This is a genomic window from Nocardia sp. CA-120079 (assembly GCF_050955745.1).
Classification (GTDB): Bacteria; Actinomycetota; Actinomycetes; order Mycobacteriales; family Mycobacteriaceae; genus Nocardia.
The window spans coordinates 5,595,380-5,614,134 of record NZ_CP192088.1; the positions used below are offsets into that span (position 1 = coordinate 5,595,380).

General features: G+C 65.7%; 15 protein-coding genes. 9 read left to right on the plus strand and 6 right to left on the minus strand.

Annotated features, from left to right (window positions below; genetic code table 11):
• Window position 1: 1 nt before the first annotated feature.
• A complete protein-coding gene (locus ACQPYR_RS25785; RefSeq protein WP_433621516.1) occupies window positions 2-1,516 on the minus strand; it encodes a sugar transferase in 1,515 nt (504 codons plus the stop codon).
• A 491-nt stretch (window positions 1,517-2,007) separates the two neighbouring features.
• Between ACQPYR_RS25785 and ACQPYR_RS25790 the strand changes: the two genes are divergently transcribed.
• The 4 genes from ACQPYR_RS25790 to ACQPYR_RS25805 are packed head-to-tail and all read left to right on the plus strand — an operon-like array spanning window position 2,008 to window position 5,772.
• Window positions 2,008-3,276 (plus strand): methyltransferase domain-containing protein, encoded by a 1,269-nt coding sequence (locus ACQPYR_RS25790; protein ID WP_433621517.1) that lies wholly within the window; start codon window positions 2,008-2,010, stop codon window positions 3,274-3,276.
• A complete protein-coding gene (locus ACQPYR_RS25795; protein ID WP_433621519.1) occupies window positions 3,273-4,052 on the plus strand; it encodes a glucose-1-phosphate cytidylyltransferase in 780 nt (259 codons plus the stop codon). Before ACQPYR_RS25790 ends, ACQPYR_RS25795 begins: the two co-directional genes overlap by 4 nt.
• Window positions 4,049-4,699 carry a PIG-L deacetylase family protein gene (locus tag ACQPYR_RS25800; RefSeq protein WP_433621520.1) on the plus strand — a complete coding sequence of 217 codons (651 nt, stop codon included), beginning with the start codon at window positions 4,049-4,051 and terminating at the stop codon, window positions 4,697-4,699. Before ACQPYR_RS25795 ends, ACQPYR_RS25800 begins: the two co-directional genes overlap by 4 nt.
• A gap of 35 nt (window positions 4,700-4,734) precedes the next feature.
• The gene (locus tag ACQPYR_RS25805) at window positions 4,735-5,772 is read left to right on the plus strand and encodes an NAD-dependent epimerase/dehydratase family protein (RefSeq protein WP_433635245.1); all 1,038 of its coding nucleotides are present in this window, start codon (window positions 4,735-4,737) and stop codon (window positions 5,770-5,772) included.
• 88 nt (window positions 5,773-5,860) lie between these two features.
• Here the strand turns inward: ACQPYR_RS25805 and rfbC are convergent, their stop codons facing one another.
• Complete coding sequence (gene rfbC / locus ACQPYR_RS25810; RefSeq protein ID WP_433621521.1) at window positions 5,861-6,418, minus strand: dTDP-4-dehydrorhamnose 3,5-epimerase; 558 nt, start codon at window positions 6,416-6,418, stop codon at window positions 5,861-5,863.
• 14 nt (window positions 6,419-6,432) lie between these two features.
• Here rfbC and ACQPYR_RS25815 point away from each other — a divergent pair, with 14 nt between their 5' ends.
• The 5 genes from ACQPYR_RS25815 (at window position 6,433) to ACQPYR_RS25835 (ending at window position 14,629) form a co-directional block, all read left to right on the plus strand.
• A complete protein-coding gene (locus ACQPYR_RS25815) occupies window positions 6,433-7,542 on the plus strand; it encodes a class I SAM-dependent methyltransferase (RefSeq protein WP_433621522.1) in 1,110 nt (369 codons plus the stop codon).
• A gap of 101 nt (window positions 7,543-7,643) precedes the next feature.
• A complete protein-coding gene (locus ACQPYR_RS25820) occupies window positions 7,644-8,279 on the plus strand; it encodes an MspA family porin (RefSeq protein WP_433621523.1) in 636 nt (211 codons plus the stop codon).
• 184 nt (window positions 8,280-8,463) lie between these two features.
• Window positions 8,464-10,131, plus strand: coding sequence for a fatty acyl-AMP ligase (locus tag ACQPYR_RS25825; protein WP_433621524.1), 1,668 nt, complete (start codon window positions 8,464-8,466; stop codon window positions 10,129-10,131).
• Between the two features lie 14 nt (window positions 10,132-10,145).
• A complete protein-coding gene (locus ACQPYR_RS25830; RefSeq protein ID WP_433520803.1) occupies window positions 10,146-10,415 on the plus strand; it encodes an acyl carrier protein in 270 nt (89 codons plus the stop codon).
• Window positions 10,412-14,629: a type I polyketide synthase gene (locus tag ACQPYR_RS25835; RefSeq protein WP_433621525.1), complete on the plus strand. Its 4,218-nt coding sequence runs from the start codon at window positions 10,412-10,414 to the stop codon at window positions 14,627-14,629. Before ACQPYR_RS25830 ends, ACQPYR_RS25835 begins: the two co-directional genes overlap by 4 nt.
• A gap of 162 nt (window positions 14,630-14,791) precedes the next feature.
• On the opposite strand, the gene trpB is transcribed toward ACQPYR_RS25835, so the two are convergent.
• The 4 genes from trpB to ACQPYR_RS25855 form a co-directional block, all read right to left on the minus strand.
• The gene (gene trpB, locus ACQPYR_RS25840; protein WP_433621526.1) at window positions 14,792-16,027 is read right to left on the minus strand and encodes a tryptophan synthase subunit beta; all 1,236 of its coding nucleotides are present in this window, start codon (window positions 16,025-16,027) and stop codon (window positions 14,792-14,794) included.
• A gap of 154 nt (window positions 16,028-16,181) precedes the next feature.
• A complete protein-coding gene (locus ACQPYR_RS25845; RefSeq protein WP_433635246.1) occupies window positions 16,182-17,012 on the minus strand; it encodes a glycosyltransferase family 2 protein in 831 nt (276 codons plus the stop codon).
• An 11-nt stretch (window positions 17,013-17,023) separates the two neighbouring features.
• Window positions 17,024-18,376, minus strand: coding sequence for a polysaccharide pyruvyl transferase family protein (locus ACQPYR_RS25850; protein WP_433621527.1), 1,353 nt, complete (start codon window positions 18,374-18,376; stop codon window positions 17,024-17,026).
• A gap of 117 nt (window positions 18,377-18,493) precedes the next feature.
• Complete coding sequence (locus tag ACQPYR_RS25855; RefSeq protein WP_433621528.1) at window positions 18,494-18,754, minus strand: hypothetical protein; 261 nt, start codon at window positions 18,752-18,754, stop codon at window positions 18,494-18,496.
• Window position 18,755: the final 1 nt, after the last annotated feature.

Below are 18,755 nucleotides of genomic sequence, written 5' to 3' on the forward strand. Positions count from 1 at the left end.
CTCAGTACGCACCCTCCCCGCGCGCAACCGCACCGATCGTCTTGGCGATCAACAGCAGATCCAGGATCATCGACCAGTTCTCGACATAGGACAGGTCAAGGCGAACCGCATCCTCGAGCGATAGATCCGAGCGTCCGCTCACCTGCCACAGACCGGTGACGCCCGGCTTCACCAGCAGCCTGCGCCGCATATTGCCGTCGTAGGTGTCGACTTCGCGCTGCACCTGTGGACGGGGGCCGACCACGCTCATCTCGCCGCGCAGCACATTGAGGAACTGGGGTAACTCGTCGAGACTGAATTTGCGAATGATCTTGCCGATCGGAGTGATGCGCGGATCGTCCTTCATCTTGAAGAACACCGGATTGCCGCCATTCGCCTCGATGAGCGCCGCGACATTGCGATCCGCGTCGACGTACATGCTGCGGAACTTGATCATCTGGAAAGGCTTGCCACCGCGCCCGATTCGTTCCGAGCGGTAGAAGACCGGACCGGGGCTCGTCAGCCTGACCAGCATTGCGATGCCGAGCATCGCCGGCAGGATCGCGAACAGCACGGCGCCGGCGAAGCACATATCGAAGACCGCCTTACCGGTCGACTTCGCGCGGTCGTACTGCGGTTTGGCGATGTGCAGCATCGGCATGCCCGCGACCTGACGGTTGGTCTGCCTGGTGCCCGCGATATCGACGACCCCGGGCGCGACGATCAACTCGACGCCGAGCGGATCGAGATCCCATGCCATCCGGCGCAATTCGACGGGGCCGAGGTGATCGGTCGCGGTCACCGCGACGGTATCTGCCCCACTGCGGCGCACCGCGTCGAGCACCGAGCGATCGTCGCCGACCACCGAGTAGGACTTTCCGGATGCCCGGATCGCGTAGTCGGTCGTGTCGGTGCCGCCATCCGGAATGCATACGCCGACAACCTGATATCCGGAATCCGGATCGCGAGAGAAGGCGGTCGCCATCGCCTGCGCCGCCTCGGGCCAGCCGACCACGAGTACCGAGGTGCGGTATTCGCCCTCCCGCCTGCGGCGCTGTCTGGTGTGCAGTCGCCAGAGCAACCGGCTGACCATCAGTCCGACCAGCCCCAGCGGCAGCGCGATCGCGAGATAGCCTCGCGCGAACTCGATCTGGAAGATCAGCGACATGATCGCCAAGGCCCCGAACAGTCGCAACGTGGCCGAAACCAACCGCCGATACTCTTCGGACCCGGACCCCACCACCTGTGGCGACCGGGAATTGCATGCCGCGAGGAAAGCGAGCCAGGTGAGCGCGAGCAACACCGAGACAACGGTGTAGCCGATCTCGTACGGCATCGGCCAGGCCAGCGGGGGCGCGGCGGGGCCGCCGAACCGGATCAGCTGTGCAAGGCCGACGGCTACGGCGATCACCGCGAAATCCGTTGTGGCCAGCCGCCGTACATACTCCGCCTGCCAACGTTCGCGCTCGGAGCGCGGCAGGGTCGGTGACGGGCCTGCGAGATCCAGGTCGTCATCGTCGGTGAGCTCGTAGCTCATTGAACAAACACCTCCCCCTGGGAGTCTTTCGTTGCCCCCGATCCCCGTCGACCGGTCCCCTCGACGCAATCCGACCGCCCGGGGTGTTCCTTCAGTCGACGGCCCGAAGGCGATTGTTACAGAACACAATCCACTCCACACGCTGAACAGAAAGCGCCGCAAAGTATTCCACGGAGTAGCCAACATTCGGACGGTCGGTTTTTCGAAACTTGACACAAATGCGTTGCCGGGAAAAGTCGGCAGGTGGCGCACCCGCGCCCACACCAGATGGAAGTGACATTGGGGGCTCCGCCACCAAGAGGGGTTGTTTGCCGACCAGATGCCCATGGTCTGAGCGCGCCTGAATTCGTCCGAAAACCGCTACCACACAATCGGTTTCATGAGCCGCGAGCAAGCGATTCGCTGTAACGTCTCACTTGATCGCGCCGACGTCTTCGGCATGCCGGTAATTCGCCGGGGCCGATCCACGCGGCAGGAGGCAGGGGGCCAGGATGCGTTGTCGACTTTGTGATTCCGAGCGTTTGTCGAGTGTGCTCGACCTCGGCGCCACACCGCCGTGCGAGAAATTTCTCGCGGTGGACGAACTAGACCTTCCCGAGCCGACCTATCCGCTGCATCTGCGGATCTGCGAGGACTGCCTACTGTTGCAGATCCCCGCATTGATCACGCCGGAGGAAACCTTCACCGAATACGCTTATTTCGCCTCGTATTCCGATAGTTGGGTACGGCATGCCGAAGTCTTCGTTTCCGAAGCTGTCAAAAAGCTTGACCTCGACACCGATTCGTTCGTGGTCGAGGTCGCCAGCAACGACGGGTACCTGCTGCGGCATGTGGTCGCCGCGGGCATCCCGTGCCTCGGCATCGAACCCTCGGTGAATGTCGGCGCGGCCGCGCGCAACCTCGGCGTACCGACCGAAACCGCCTTCCTCGACGAGGAATTCGCCAAACGGATCCGCGCCCAGCACGGGCCCGCAGACCTGGTCGTCGCCAACAATGTCTACGCCCACGTCCCCGATCTGCGCGGATTCACCCGCGCACTGCGCGAACTGCTCGCCGATGACGGCTGGCTCTCGATCGAGGTGCATCACGCGCTGAACCTGATGGAGCTCGGCCAGTTCGACACCATCTATCACGAACATTTCCAGTACTACACGGTGCTCTCGGCCCAGCGCGCGCTGGCCACTGCCGGATTGGCCGTGGTGGATGTCGAACTGCTCGCCACCCACGGTGGCTCGATCCGGCTGTGGGCCCGGCCGGAGGCAGTCGCGGACGCACCGAGCAGCCGGGTGCGCGAGGTGCTGCACCGTGAGCAGACCGCAGGCCTGCACCGCCCCGAGGGCTACCGGCACCTGGAGACCAGCGCGCGGCAGGTCCGTCAGGAGCTGCTGCGGTTCCTGCTCGACGCGCGTGCGCAGGGCAGGCGGGTGGTCGGCTACGGCGCGCCCGGTAAGGGCAACACTCTGCTCAACTATTGCGGGGTCCGCCCCGACCTGCTGAGCTATACCGTCGACCGAAATCCCTATAAGCACGGGCGATTCACGCCGGGCACCCGGATTCCGATCTACCCGACGGCACGCATCGACCTCGATCGACCCGATGTGGTGCTGGTACTGCCGTGGAATCTCGAGGCCGAGATCACCGCACAACTGAGCCATATCGCCGAGTGGGGCGGCGAACTGGTCTATCCACTACCGACTTTGCACAGCGCCGTGCTCGGGGAAACGAACATTGCTGAATCGAGGGGAAGGCACGCGCGATGAAGGTTGTGCTGTTCTGCGGCGGGTACGGGATGCGGATGCGTGACGGCTCCGACATGCTGCCCAAGCCGATGCAACTGGTCGGTCCACGGCCGCTGCTGTGGCATGTGATGCGCTATTACGCGCACTTCGGCCACAAGGATTTCATTCTGTGCCTCGGCTACGGGGCCGAGCACATCAAGAACTTCTTCCTGACCTACCAGGAGTCGGTCTCCAACGACTTCGTCATCCGCGACGGTTCGGTGGAGTTGCTGCGTACCGATATCAGCGACTGGTCGATCACCTTCGTCGACACCGGCCTCGACTCGGCCATCGGCGAACGGCTGCGCCGGGTGCGCCCGTATCTCGAGGGCGAGCAGACTTTCCTGGCCAACTACGCCGACGTGCTCACCGACGCACCGCTCGACGAGATGATCGAGCGCTTCGACGCCTCCGGCGCGGCGGCCTCGATGATGGTGGTGCCGCCGCAGCAGTCGTTCCACTGCGTCGACATCAAGCCCAATGGCGAGGTCAAGGAGATCCGGCCGGTTTCGTCGATGCCGCTGTGGGAGAACGGCGGATACTTCGTGCTCAGCCACGAGGTACTGGATCTGCTGCCGCCCGGCGGTGATCTGGTGGCCGACGCCTGCGGCAGGTTGGCCGGACAGGGCCGGCTCTACGGCTATCAGCATCTGGGCTTCTGGAAGCCCGCCGACACCTTCAAGGAACGCGCCGAACTCGACGCGGCATACCGATCCGGCATCCGCCCGTGGATGGTCTGGGAGAAACAGTTCGCATGATCGCGCTGACCACGGGGTCACTGACCGAGATCGCGGTGCTCGGCGCGCATTGCGATGACATCGCGATCGGCATGGGAGCGACGCTGCTCACGATGGCGCGCAAGCATTCCGGGCTGCGGGTGCGCGCACTGGTGCTCACCGGTGCGGGCACGGTGCGCGAGGACGAGGAGCGCGCCGCGCTGGCCGCGTTCTGTCCGAACGCGGATCTGCGCGTGACGGTGCTCGACTTGCCCGACGGCCGAGCACCCGCGCACTGGGACCGAATCAAGCAGGCGCTGGCCACTTTCCGCGCGAACACCGAACCGGATCTGGTCTTCGCACCGCAGCGCGGCGACGCACATCAGGATCATCGGCTCCTCGCCGAACTGGTACCCACCGAATTCCGGGACCATCTGGTGCTCGGCTACGAAATTCTGAAGTGGGAGACCGATACGCCGACCCCGACCGTATTCGTGCCGATATCAACGGAATTCGCCGAGGAAAAGGCGCGGATGCTGCACAAGCACTACCCTTCTCAAGTGGGGCGGGACTGGTTCGACGAGCAGTCGTTCACCGGTCTGTCCCGGCTGCGTGGGGTGCAATGCCGGGATCGGCATGCCGAAGCATTCGTTGTCGACAAGGTCGTCGTCGATTTGGGTCTGTCATGACTATTGGAGCTCAATTGACTGCCGAAGACACGGGCATGCGTGTACTGCTCACCGGACATCAGGGTTATCTCGGCACGGTCATGGCACCGGTGCTGCGCGCCGCGGGCCACGAGGTGGTCGGACTCGATGCCGGTTTCTTCGCCGATTGTGTCCTCGGCCGACCGCCCGGCGATCCGCCCGGTCTCGCGGTCGACCTGCGCGATGTTACCGTCGATCAGCTCATCGGATTCGATGCGGTGATCCATCTCGCGGCGTTGTCCAACGATCCGCTCGGGGCGCTCGATCCCGAAATCACCTACGCGATCAATCATCACGCGTCGGTGCGGCTGGCCCGGCTCGCGAAAGAGGCTGGGGTGCGGCGGTTTCTATACGCATCGACCTGTTCGGTGTACGGCGCGGCGGGCGAGGATCTGGTCACCGAGGACGCCCCGCTGCGTCCGATCACGCCCTATGCCGAGAGCAAGGTGCGGGTCGAGGACGATGTCGCGGCACTGGCGGATGCCCGCTTCACGCCGGTATTCCTGCGCAACGCAACGGCATTCGGCTTCTCGCCGCGGCTGCGCGCGGATATCGTGCTCAATAATCTGGTCGGGTACGCGGTGCTCACCGGCGAGGTCAAGGTGCTCTCGGACGGGACACCGTGGCGGCCGCTGGTGCATGCCGACGATATCGCCAAGGCCTTCGCTGCCTGCCTGACCGCGCCGCGCGCGGCGATCGACTGCCGGGCGTTCAATATCGGCACCGAGGCGAACAACCTCACGGTGGCCGAAATCGCCGAGGCCGTGGTGAGGGCAGTGCCGGGCGCCCGGCTGTCCATAACCGGCGAGAGCGGTGCGGACCCGAGGTCCTACCGCGTCGACTTCTCCACCGCCCGTTCGGTTCTCGGCTACCGCGCCACCTGGACGGTGGCCGCCGGGGCCGAACAGCTGTATCGCGAATACACCGCCAGGGGACTGACCAGTGACGATTTCTTCCGCCGGTTCACCCGGTTGCCACATCTGGAGAAATTGCGGGATACCGGGGTGCTGGACGCGTCGATGCGCCGGATCACCGCGGCTCGCCAAGTTTCGTGAGCGAGTGTCAGCGAGGCAGAGTCGTGAGCGAGCGTCAGCGAGTGAACCATCGGCACAGCGCGCATGCTGCGCACGACGGAGCCGAGCGTCAGCGAGGCAGAGTCGTGAGCAGCCGGCTCCAACTGCCGGCAGCTCGGTCACGGGCCGAGACCACGGTGACCGGCAGCGGCCAGGCGATGGCGAGTTCCGGATCGTCGTAGGCGACGCCGATGTCCTCGGTCGGATCGTGCGGACGGTCGATCCGGTAGCAGACATCGGCGGCCGCGGTGAGCGCCTGGAAGCCGTGCAGGAAGCCCGGCGGCACGTAGAGATGCCGGAATTCGGTGTCGTCGAGTCGAAATGCCTGCTGCTGCCCGAAACTCGGCGAATCCGGCCGGATATCGACGAGCACGTCGTGCACCGCGCCGTGCGCGCAGCGCACCAGCTTCGCCTCACCGCGCCTGGAGCGTCCGTGCATGCCACGGATGACTCCGCGTGCCGAACGCGATTGCGAATCCTGCACGAAGGCGGCCGCCGTACCGGGTGCGCCGAGGTGGGCGTCGAACTCCGTGGCGTCGAAGGTGCGGGTGAACAGGCCGCGGTCGTCCCGGACGGGTTCGGGCACGAGCACCAGGACATCGGCGAGATCGGTGTGTTCGATGCGCACCAGGCCATCGTGTCATGAACGGGACGGTCCCGGGTCGCGGTTGTCGCGGCTGCTCGAGTTCCGAACTCACTCCGGTGCTCGATCTCGGTAAAGTTCCTGCCGCCGACCACTTTCCGCTCGCGGCCAGTGCGATCGAAACCACCGAGATCGCGCATCCGCTGCGCATGGATGTCTGCGGCGCCTGCGGGCTGGCGCAATTGGCCGATGACGACACCCGCACCGCGGAGCCGCGCGGCATCGAGCCGCAGGCGCTGCGCGATCAGGCCGCTGACGCAGTGGCACGGGTGGCACGCGCCGGTCTGTTGCGCGGGCGGACCGCGCGCGAATTCGGCAGTCCGCACGGCGGTACCTGGCTGCCATTGCTCGCCGAGCGCGGGTTCGAATCCGTCGACGGGGTCGCCGATGTGGTGCTCGACTGCTTCGGCATCATGCACGAGCCGGATCAGCGTGCCGCCTTCGCGCAGCGGGCCGCGGCGACCGCACCGACGGGTCTGCTGTTGCTCCAATACCACTCGCTGGCCACCATTGTCGCGGCAGGTCAGTGGAATGCATTGCGGCACGGGCATTTCGCGTACTACTCGCTCGGCGCACTGCACCGATTGCTCGAGGCCGCCGGGATGTGTGTGGCCAGGGCGTGGGAGTTCGATCTGTACGGCGGCACCGTGCTGATCGGCGCGGTGCACGGCACGGTCGAACCGGACGATGCCGTGCGCGCGATCAGCGCCGCCGAAGCCGAATACACCGAGCTCGTTGCGCTACAGGGCCTTCAGCGCACGACCGACGAGCATGCCCGGCTACTGTGCCGCTGGCTCGAGGCGATGGCAGCGCGCCGCAGACGGGTGTACGCCTATGGGGCGGCATCGCGCGCGGTCGCGCTCTTCAGCATCGCCGGCGTGCACCGCGGACTGATCGCCGCAGTCGCCGATGCCTCACCAGCCAAACAGGGCCGTCGGATGCCGGGCACCGATATACCGATCATCTCCCCCGCCGAACTCGTCTCCGCCCGACCGGATTTCGTGCTGCTGACATTGCGCGATCTGCTCGCGGAGGTCCGTGCCAGGTTTCCCGAACTCGACGGCCGCTGGGTCGTCGACGATCCCGCCGGTCCCTCGGAAGGGCGGTGACCATATGCGGTGAGTTCACTGCGTCGTAGCGGGATCGGCGTCGGCGTTGCGCGTTTTGCTGTAGAGACATCTGTTATTGGGGAACCTGAGGGGAAATTCTGATGAGGGAGAACACACTCCGTAGCCGGAGTCTGCGCGCGTTCATACTGGCCTCGGTAGCGGCTTCGGGTCTGGCCTTTACCACCGGCGCCGCCTCCGCGGCGATCGATAGCACCAGTCAGATCGTCGATCGGCAGGATCGGACGGTCGAGGCGATTCAATCCGATACCCGGATCGATTTCGTTCCACCGCTGGACGGCAATCCGCTGACCCGCGAGTGGTTCCACAACGGGGAGGCCTCCTACCGCATCTCCGGACCGAACGCCCAGGACTGGTCGGGCCACATCACGGTCGGTTATCAGGTCGGATATCCGGCCACGGTAAACGGCCGGATCCGGTTCCAGTGGTACACGCCGGACCTCGGTCTCGATCTCGGTGGCGCCGACGGCTCGGTGCTCAAGCTCAACGGACTCATCCCGCGCGCAGGCGTCGAGCTCGAGGTGGGTTTCGGGCCCGGCATCCAGACCTTCGAATGCACCGGCGGCGACGTCTCCGGCGCGGAGGGCTTCATCCGGATGTCCGGCTTCCACGGCACCGTCACCGGCGTGCTCGGTCAGACGACCATTCGCCCGTTCGTGCGGGTGATCAGCGCCAACGGTGATGCGGTGTACACCTACGGCAGGCTCTGGACCATCTGAGTCCGCAGCGCTCGGCAGTGTGGCGTCCGGTCGTCGGGCGCCACACTGCTGTGTGGGCACCTTGGGGTGAGAATTGCCCACCCTCGGGTTTGCTGGGCGATCCCTGAGGTCTCTGTCCCACGGGGCGCGAACACCGGAAAGTTATTCGTGTTCCCGTTCCCGATCTCCTGGAGGAATTCCCTCTATGCAGCCGAGCTACGTTCACCAAGTCCGTCGGCAGGTATGCGAATACGGGGATACGAGGTCGTACACCTATCTGCGTGAGGTCGGTCGCGAGTTCGTCGAGGAGATCGTCACCTACCGCGAACTCGATCGCGATGCCAGGGCGGTGGCCGCTTGGCTGGCGACACGTCGAGAAGCCGCGCAGCCGGTCGTCCTGCTCTATCAGGACGGCATGGCCTTTCTACGGGCTTTTCTCGGTTGTTTGTACGCCGGTGTGGTGGCCGTGCCTGCGCCGCTGCCGCACTACGAAAGCAGCGCGCAGCGGGTTCGCGGCATAATCGCGGACTCCGGTGCCCAGCTGGTGCTCACCAGCGCCGATGTGCGACCGCTGGTCGCTGCCGCCACGACCGCGACCGTCGTCGCCACCGACGATCCGCTCGGCGACCCGGACGCCTGGCGGATGCCCGACATCGATTCCGCAACGATCGCCTTTCTGCAGTACACATCGGGTTCGACGGGCACACCGAAGGGTGTCGTCGTGACGCACGGCAACCTCATGCACAACGAGGCCGCCATCATGGCGATCGGACTGGACGATTCGACGACCGCCGTCAGCTGGATCCCCCATTTCCACGATATGGGGCTGATCGGCCTGCTGCTCGCGGTGGTCTACGGCGGCGGGAATCTCGTATTCATGGCGCCGACGACCTTCCTGAAACGTCCGGTCCGCTGGCTGCAGGCCATCGACAAATACCGGGCAACCATCACTGCCGCACCGAATTTCGCGTACGACCTGATCCTCCGGCGGGTCAGCGACGAGCAGTTGGCCGAACTCGATCTCAGCACCCTGACCATCGCGCTGTGCGGGGCCGAACCGGTCCGTGAGCGGACCGTGACGGCGGTGCTCGAGCGGTTCGCGCCGGCCGGTCTGCGGCCCACGGCATTCCTGCCCGCGTACGGCCTTGCCGAAGTGACGTTGCTTGCCAGCGTAGGAGCGGTCGATGCCGCGCCGGTCTACCTGGACTCCGAAAACGGCGCCCGGATCATCGGCTGCGGTGCACCCGCCCGCGGTCTCGATATCCGCATCGTCGACCCGGACACGCGAGAGCGGTTGCCGGACAACACGGTCGGTGAAATCTGGATCCGTGGTGACAGTGTCGCCGCAGGCTATTGGAACCGTCCCGCCGAAACCGTGGACACCTTCGACGCCCATATCGGCACCGAGGGACCATTCCTGCGCACCGGTGACCTCGGTCTGCTGCGCGATAACGAGTTGTTCGTGACGGGTCGCCGCAAGGACCTGCTGATCATCAACGGCCGCAATGTCTATCCCCAGGATGTCGAAGAACTGGTGCAAGAGCTGCATCCCGCGCTCGCCGACAGTACCGGTGTGGCCGTCGCCGTGGACGCGGGCGGACGGGAGCGAATGGTCGTGGTGCAGGGCGTGCAGCCCGCACGGCTCGGTGGCTCGACGCTGGCCGAGCTGACTTCCACGATCAAGATCGCCGTGGCCCGCAGTTTCGATGTGCCCGCACCGAATGTCGTTCTGGTAGAGCGCCGAGCGGTACATCGCACCACCAGCGGCAAGGTGCAGCGCGGCGCGATGCGCGATGCCTTCCTCCAGCACCGCATCGAGGGCGTACTGCACGAGGATCTCGAACCGGCACTCAACCGAGCACTGACCGTCTGAATCAGGAGTCGAACTTGTTCACCACCAATACCTTTGCCCGCTCGACCACGATCGAGGGCTGGCTCGTGACGCGCATCGCCGACTACACCAACCGCGCCCCGCACCAGGTGGATCCGGCGGTCCCGCTCGCCGAACTCGGTCTCGACTCCGTTTCGGCGGTGAGTCTGTGCGGCGAGATCGAGGACCGCTGGGAGCTCGATCTCGACCCGACCATGGTTTTCGACTACCCCACCATCACCGATATCGCCGAATTTCTGACCATCGAACTCGCCGAAGTCGCATGACGGATATCGCCATCGTCGGCCTGGATTGCCGATTTCCGCAGGCACCGGATCCCAATGCGCTGTGGCAGATGCTGATCGACGGACGCGACGCCATCTCAGAGGTGCCCGCGAACCGCTGGCACGCCGACGACTTCCACGACCCCGCAGGCGCACCCGGCACCATCAATACCCGCAGCGGCGGATTCATCGAAGACGCGGACGCATTCGACCACGAATTCTTCGGTATCGCGCCGCGCGAGGCAGAGGCGATGGATCCGCAACAGCGCCTCCTGCTGCAGGCTACCTGGCGCGCCTTCGAGGACGCCACGCTCGATCCGCGGTCCCAGTCCGGTTCGCGCACCGGGGTTTTCGTCGGTGTGATGGCCAACGAGTGGGCGAATCTGCAGATGAGCGATTACTCCGCGATCACGCCGCAGCACGGGTCGGGCAACGGGTACTTCATGACCGCGAACCGGCTGTCCTATCAACTCGATCTCCGCGGTCCGAGCATCGCGGTCGATACCGCCTGTTCGTCATCGCTGGTCGCGATCCATCTCGCCTGTGGTGCACTGGCTTCCGGCGAATGCGATCAGGCGGTCGCCGGTGGCGTGAACCTCGTCCTCACCCCGGCCGTCGGTGTGTTCTACACCCAGGCGGGCCTGTCCGCGCCCGATGCCCGCTGTAAACCGTTCAGCGGCAACGCCGATGGGATCGTGCGCGGTGAGGGCGTCGCCGTGCTCGTGCTGCGGCGTCTGGCCGATGCGGTGGCCGAGGGCCTGCCGGTCTACGCGGTGATCAAGGGCAGCGCGGTCAACTCCGACGGCCGCAGCAACGGCATCACCGCGCCGAACCGGTGGGCACAGCAGCAGGTGATCACCGAGGCGTATCAGCGGGCCGACGTCCGGCCCGAGGACGTGGACTTCATCGAAGCACACGGCACCGGAACGATTCTCGGTGACATGATCGAGGTCAAGGCGCTCGGCGCACTGCATGGGGCGAACCGCGCCGAACCCTGCGGCATCGGTTCCATCAAGGGCAATCTCGGCCATACCGAGGGCGCTGCGGGCGTCGCCGGACTGATCAAGGTCGCGCTCGGTCTGCACCACGGTGTGGTCGCGCCGACGAGGTTCGCCGAACAGGAAAACCCCCGGTTGCGGATGAGTCATCGCGGTCTGCGCCTGGTCGCGGAACCGATGCCGCTGCACGGACCGGCGCTCGGCGGGGTCAGCAGCTTCGGGATCGGCGGCACGAATGCGCACATCGTGCTGGCGAGCGCACCCGCGAAGCACGCTGCGACGGCGTCGGGTGGTGGCGTACTCACGCTGTCGTCGAATGACCAGGAAGGACTGCGGCGCAACGCACTTCGACTCGCCGACGCATTGGCGACGGTACCGGAGGATCGGTTCGCGCAGCTGTGCTGGACCAGTAACCAGGTCAAATCTTCCGGGCGCACTCGAATGGCGATTGTCGCGACCGATCGTGGCGACGCTATCGCACGCCTGCGGGGCGAACCCGAAATCGGTGTGGCACAAGCCGTCGGCACCGGTTGGATGTTCACCGGTCAGGGCTCGCAATTCGCCGGTATGGCAGGGGCATTGGATGCGGCGAACCCGTTGTTCCAGCACGCGCTGTGGGCGGTCGACGACTGCATGATCGACCACCTGGGTCGCTCGGTGCGCGACCTGCTGCTCGATGAGAGCACCGATATCGACCGCACCGACCTCGCACAACCCGCCATCTTCGCGATGGAATACGCACTCGCCCGGTCACTCGCCGACGCGGGCGTGCGGCCGGCATGGCTCATCGGGCACAGCATCGGCGAAGTCGTGGCCGCGGCAGTCGCGGGAGTTTTCGACCTCGACAACGCGTGTCGGCTGGTGGTCGCGCGCGGACGGCTGATGCAGCAGTTGCCGACGGGCGGCGCGATGCTCGCGGTACGCGCGGCCGAGGACGGGGTGGCCGATCTGCTCGCCGAGGAACCCTTGGTTGCGGTCGCCGCCGTCAATGGTTCGGCAGATCTCGTGCTCTCGGGTCCGGCCGCGGCGATCGAGCGGATCCGCGCGGCACTCGACGCACGTGCGGTGATCACGAAGGCGCTCAATGTTTCCCACGCGTTCCACAGCCCGCTGATGGAGCCGATGCTGGCGGAGTTCGAGGCCATCGCCCGGGACTGCGTCTATCGTGCACCGAATATTCCCGTCTATTCGACCGTGCGCGGCCGCCTGCTCGATGCTTCCGAGCTCATGGACGCCGCGTACTGGACCGAACACGTCTGTGCCACAGTCCGATTCGCCGACGCCGTGGCGGCGGCACTAGGCACCGAGCCCAGCCATATCATCGAGGTCGGCCCGCGAAAGGTGCTGGCGGCGCTGGTCGGCCGGATTCGGCCCGAGCTGGCGGCGCGCTGTCTCGCGCCCAGCCCCGGACCGGGTGCGACCGGAGCTGAATTCGCGCAGACCCTTGCCGCGCTGTACCGCGACGGTTTCACCCCCGATTGGGATCGACTCTACGCATCGGCGCAACGAGTCCGTCGCCGCCTGCCGACCTACGAGTTCTCGACCGAACACCGATTCTGGGTCGAACCCCCCACCCACACCACGACTTCCACAACCCCTGAGGCAACAACCACTATGGACCAATTGATCGCACTCTTCCGCGAGCAGGCCGCCGTATTGGCCAGTGTCGCGACGGGATCCACCGAGATCCGGACACCGGACACCGAGCGGTCGTCGGTCGGCCCGGAGGCGGTCGCCGCCATCGTGCGCGCGGAGGTGGCCCGGGTCAGCGGCTTCCCCGCCGACCTGTTGCGGGACGACCGGACGATCACCGACGGCCTCGGACTCGATTCGATCATGCTCACCGACCTGTTCGGCGGACTCGTCCGCAAACTTCCCGGACTGACCATCGATCCGAGCTGGTTCACCGCGACGACGACACTGGGTGATGTCATCGGTCATGTCGCGGATCAGGTGACCGGTGCGCCCGCGCCCGCCACGCCGGCACCCGAGCGTGTGACGGTGGCGCCGGAGTATCGGATCTCCGACTTCGCCGAGGTGCGGGCCATCGCCGATCGGCTCTCCGGCGCCGAGGCGCTCGGACTTTCGAATCCGTACTTCCTGATCAACGACGGCGTCACCCGGGACACCTCGGTGATCGACGGCACGCCAGTGCTCAACTTCTCCAGCTACAACTACCTGGGACTGTCCGGTCATCCGGCGGTTGTGACGGCAGCTCAGGATTCGGTCGCCCGCTACGGTAGTTCGTGTTCGGCCAGCCGCGTGCTCTCCGGCGAGAAGCCGGTGCACCGCGAACTCGAGGCCGAACTAGCCGGGTTGCTCGGCACCGAGGACGCGATCGCACTCGTCGGTGGCCATTCGACCAACGTCACGATCATCGGTCACATCGTCGGTCCGCAGGATCTGGTGATCCACGACAGCCTCGCGCACGACAGCATCCTGCAGGGCTGCAAACTCTCCGGTGCGACGCGGCGGCCGTTCCCGCACAACGACCATGCGGCACTCGACCAGCTGCTCACCGACATCCGGCACCAGTATCGCCGTGTGCTGATTTTGATCGAGGGCGTCTACAGCCAGGACGGCGATATTCCGGATCTGCCCGCGATCATCGAGGTCAAGCGGAAGCACCAGGCGCTGTTGATGATCGACGAGGCGCACAGCATCGGTGTGCTCGGCGCCGGCGGCGGCGGGATCGGCGAATACTTCGGCGTCGATCGCGGCGATGTCGAATTGTGGTCGGGCACCATGTCGAAGGCGCTGGCCGGCTGCGGTGGTTATGTAGCGGGCAGCGCCGAGCTGATCCGCTTCCTCAAATACACCACACCGGGTTTTGTCTACAGCGTCGGCATGACCCCGATGAACGCGGCCGCATCGGCGGCGGCGATCCGGCAGCTGCGCTCCGACCGCACACCGCTGGATCGCCTGCGGCACAACGCACAACTGTTGCTGCGCCTGGCTCGCGACGCCGGTATCGACACCGGTGACAGCGCGGACACACCGATCATCCCGTGCATCATCGGCGACTCGATGCAGACGTTGACACTGTCGAACGCGCTGCTGCGCCGCGGCATCAACGTCAACCCGATTCTGTATCCGGCAGTCCCGGAAAACCTGGCCCGCCTGCGCTTCTTCGTCACCGCATGCCACACCGAGGACCAGATTCGCGACACAGTGAAGATCCTCGCCGAGGAGCTGGCCCTACTTCGGTCGGCTGCCTGAGCGGTGCCGTCGCCCGCGCACGGTCGCTGCGCTGATGCCTGATCGAGCAGGTCGGGCTCGGTATCCGGACCGCCGAGACCGCTCGACGGCATGCTCGGCAATTCGGTTCGCCCCGTTTGTCATTCGGCCGAACCGGCATGGCGCAGTCGATCCGCGAATCGCCTATCCGGCCGGTCGCTCCGCCGCGATGGCGAGATCCTTTTCGCCGCGTCCGGAGAGCCCGAGTACCACGATCGAGTCGGCGGGCAGGTCACCGCGTTCGGCCAGTTCGAGGACATACCCGACGGCGTGGGCGGATTCGAGGGCGGGAATGATGCCTTCGGTGCGAGTGAGGGCGTGCATGCCGCGCAGGGCCACGGCGTCGGTGGCGGTGCGGTAGGTGACGCGACCGATGTCCTTGAGGTAGCTGAGTTCCGGGCCGACGCCCGGATAGTCGAGGCCCGCGGCAATGCTGTGCGTCGGCGTGACCTGTCCGTCGTCGTCCTGCAGCAGATAGCTGTAGGCGCCGTCCATTTCGCCGGGACTGCCCGCGCTGAGGGTGGCGGCGTGAACCCCGGTTTCGACGCCGAGGCCCGCGGCCTCGACACCGATCAACCGAACGTCCGGTTCATCGATGAAGGGGTGGAACAGGCCGATGGCATTGCTGCCGCCGCCGACACACGCGACGAGGTAATCCGGTAGTCGGCCTTCGGATTTCAGGATCTGCAGTCGGGTCTCGCGGCCGATGACGGTTTGCAGATCGCGCACGATCAGCGGATACGGTGCCGGCCCGGCCGAGGTGCCGAACAGGTAGTGCGTGGTGTCGAGGTTCGACACCCAATCGCGGACCGATTCACTGATGGCTTCCTTGAGTCTGCGGCTGCCGGTCTCCACCGGACGCACCTCGGCGCCGAGCAGTGTCATCCGCATGACATTGGAGGCCTGGCGATGCATATCGTGGGCGCCCATATAGATGACGCACGTCATGCCGAGCATCGCGCAGACGGTTGCCACCGCGACTCCGTGCTGACCGGCGCCGGTCTCGGCGATGATCCGGGTCTTGCCCATCCGCTTGGCCAGCAATCCCTGGCCCAGTGCGTTATTGATCTTGTGCGCACCCGTATGGGTCATATCCTCGCGTTTCAGATAGACCCGCACGCCAGTCACCGCGAGCAACTCGGCGAAGCGCGGCACCTGATGCAACAGCGTGGGACGGCCGACCCGGGTGCGCAGCAATTCGTGGAGTTCGTCGCGGAATTGGGCGTCGGCCCGCGCCAGCGCATACGTCTGTTCCAATTCCAACAGCGCGGCCATCAGACCTTCGGGAACATACCGGCCGCCGAACTCACCGAACCGCCCGCGCGCGTCCGGAAGTGTGCTCGATAGCAGCGCGCCCCGCGACACATGATCAATAACCATCCACACCAACGCTTCCTGCCGCGAGTCCCCAGCAACCTGTCTACTTCGACTCGCCGCAGTGCGCGCGCCCGCAACGGATTAGTTAACAGACTCTTTAGTTTGCCGAATCGGGATTCACCACACCGGCAGCCCGGCGAAACTGCCAGTTCATGTGTCAGACCAGCAAATCCGGGCGATTGCGGACGGTGGCTACCGTGCGCACGCGCAGGCGGTGCAATGCGGCCTTGGCCAGGCGGGCATCCCCGGCGAGCACATCGCCGCGGTGGACCAGATCCGGGTAGTCGTTGGCGATGCGGTGGTGGAAGCGATACATGTCGGTCAATTTGCTGACCGTGGAGGTCTGGCTGCACAGGTTGAACGACGAATTGCGCCACGCGGCGAGGATTTCGGTCATCCCGAAGAAGACGCCGAAGGACGAGACCCGCGCAAACAGGTCGACATCCATGGGAAAGACCAGGTCACCACGCAAACCGCCGACACGGTCGTAGTGCTCGCGATAGAACATGGCCGCCGCTGTCGGTCCGAAGTCGGCGGGGCCGCGGCGCACGATGGTGCGCGCCAAGGCACGTGGGGTCTGTCTGCCGAGCAGCCCGGCCAATCCGAGTTCGGTCTCCAGCACCTCCCCCGCCTCATCGATCACCTCGAAACGGCTGGAGGAGATGGCGATCGACGGATCGGTCATCACCTCGAGTTGGGTGGTGATCGCAGCGGGGCGCAGTACATCGTCGGCGCAGACGACCTTGATCAGTTTTCCGGCGCAGGCTCGGATCGCCTTGTCCCAGTTGTCGCCGATGGCCAGCACGGTGTCGTTGCGCAGCAATCGGATTCGTGGATCGTCGAACGATGTCGCGACCTCCGACGTATCGTCGGTACTCGCATTGTCCACGACGACCAGTTCGAATTCCGCATCCTGATCGAGGATCGATCGCAGGGTTGTGGCTAGCGTCCGGCCGGAGTTGTAGGCCGGAACGCAGACCGACAGCATCGTCACCACGGCTATCCCTCTGATCGTGGGACCGGGCGAACCGGTCCGTTCTCCACCAATCCGAATACTCGCGCCAAACCACTCCGGCCCGCATCGATCTGTTCGACGGCCCGCTGTTGCAGTGGATCCCGGAGCGCAGGTGCATCGTCCCACAGCTCGTCCAGCGCCAGGGTCAATTCCTGTTCCAGTTCGGGATCGTTCAGATGCACCACGCGCAGTCCAGTCCCGAACATCTGCGCCAGCCCGTGGAATTTGTCGTCGTAATACTCCGAGGCGGTGATACCGACGGCCGGAATCCCCTGGGACAGCGCGAAGACCGCCAGATGATAGGCACTGGTCACCAATACGCGACACCGCCCGACCTGCCGGGCGACATCCGCCGAGGTGCCACCGCGACCGACCGGCGGCAGCGCGTTATCCGCCCCGGCCAGCAGCGGCAACGTCGAAAGCCGGTCCTCTGAGGCGTATTCGGAGATGATCAGCGGCACCAGCCCGGCGTTCGACTCCGCGGCGCGGGTGCGCACCACCTGACCGACGATCCCCTGGGCTTCGAGGCTGACCTGCGCATAGTCCGCGACACGCAGACAGACGCCGATCTCGGTGCCGATCCTGGCATCGCGACTGCGATAGGCGAATTCGACCGCATCGTCACCGGTGACCAGCACCCGATCCGACTCGACGCCGAATTTATCGAGCAACTCCGGGCCGCGCCGCCCTTCGCGCAGCGCAACGAAATCGACCTTCGGCAGCACCTCCTCGGCTCGGCGGACCAGATAGGGGTCGCGCATCGGTCCCATGCCCTGACCGATCAGCGCCGTCGGGATGCCGCGTGCGCAGGCGTATTCGAGCAGGTTGAGGGTGCGGTGCGCCTGGTAGCGGTCGACATCGGTCAGATAGCCGCCGCCGATCGCGAGTACCAGCGAGGCCTGTTCGACCGCCGCCGGAATCTCCACCGGGAATTCGTGTTCCGGTGCTACCGGATTCGTCTCGGCATCATCGGACTCGCCGCGACCGCGGGTGCGGATGGCGCGCAGCCGATCCTTCGGTCCGTCCGTGGTCGCCCGCCACCACAATGCCGCCGGGCCAACCACTTTCGTCCCCGCGGTACGCGATAGCACTCCTTGCCAGCCGTCGGATCCCCAGCGCCAATCGGGCCCGCAGATCGGTTCGGCCTCCGGCACCAGCCCCTGAAGTACACCGGGCTGATGGGTGAGCACACCGATGCGCGCCCGCGGCCAATGCGCGCGGATCCGCTCGACGGTGACCACCATCATCGCGATATCGCCGCGATTGCGCAGCCAGTACTCGCCGTTCTCGACGAGCACCCGGATCTCACGTTCGGCGACATCGATGTGCTCAGCCACAGACCCCTTGGTCCCCACTGTCCTAGTCCCTCCCGCTGCCCCCCGCGGGTCGGTCCGCGCCGCCCGGCACGAACTCGATGTGAAATCTACCCCACCCGATCGATGTGGGCCAGCTGGCTAATCCGTTGTCAGCTGGGCGATCTGGCCGCTGTAGACCGCACACAAGGAGGCGCCGGCGAAGGCCGCGCAATAGTCGATGAGATGGTCCATCGGCACGTCCAACCGACCGCCCTGCTTCTCCACGACCACCCGCTCCAGCATCCCGACCACCGACAGCGCGAAGATATCGATGATCTCCGCGTGCGGCCGCACATCCGGCCACGCCTCGGTGGCCGTGGCCGCGACCAATCGGGCGAAGCGCCACAGCGCTTCGCGCATC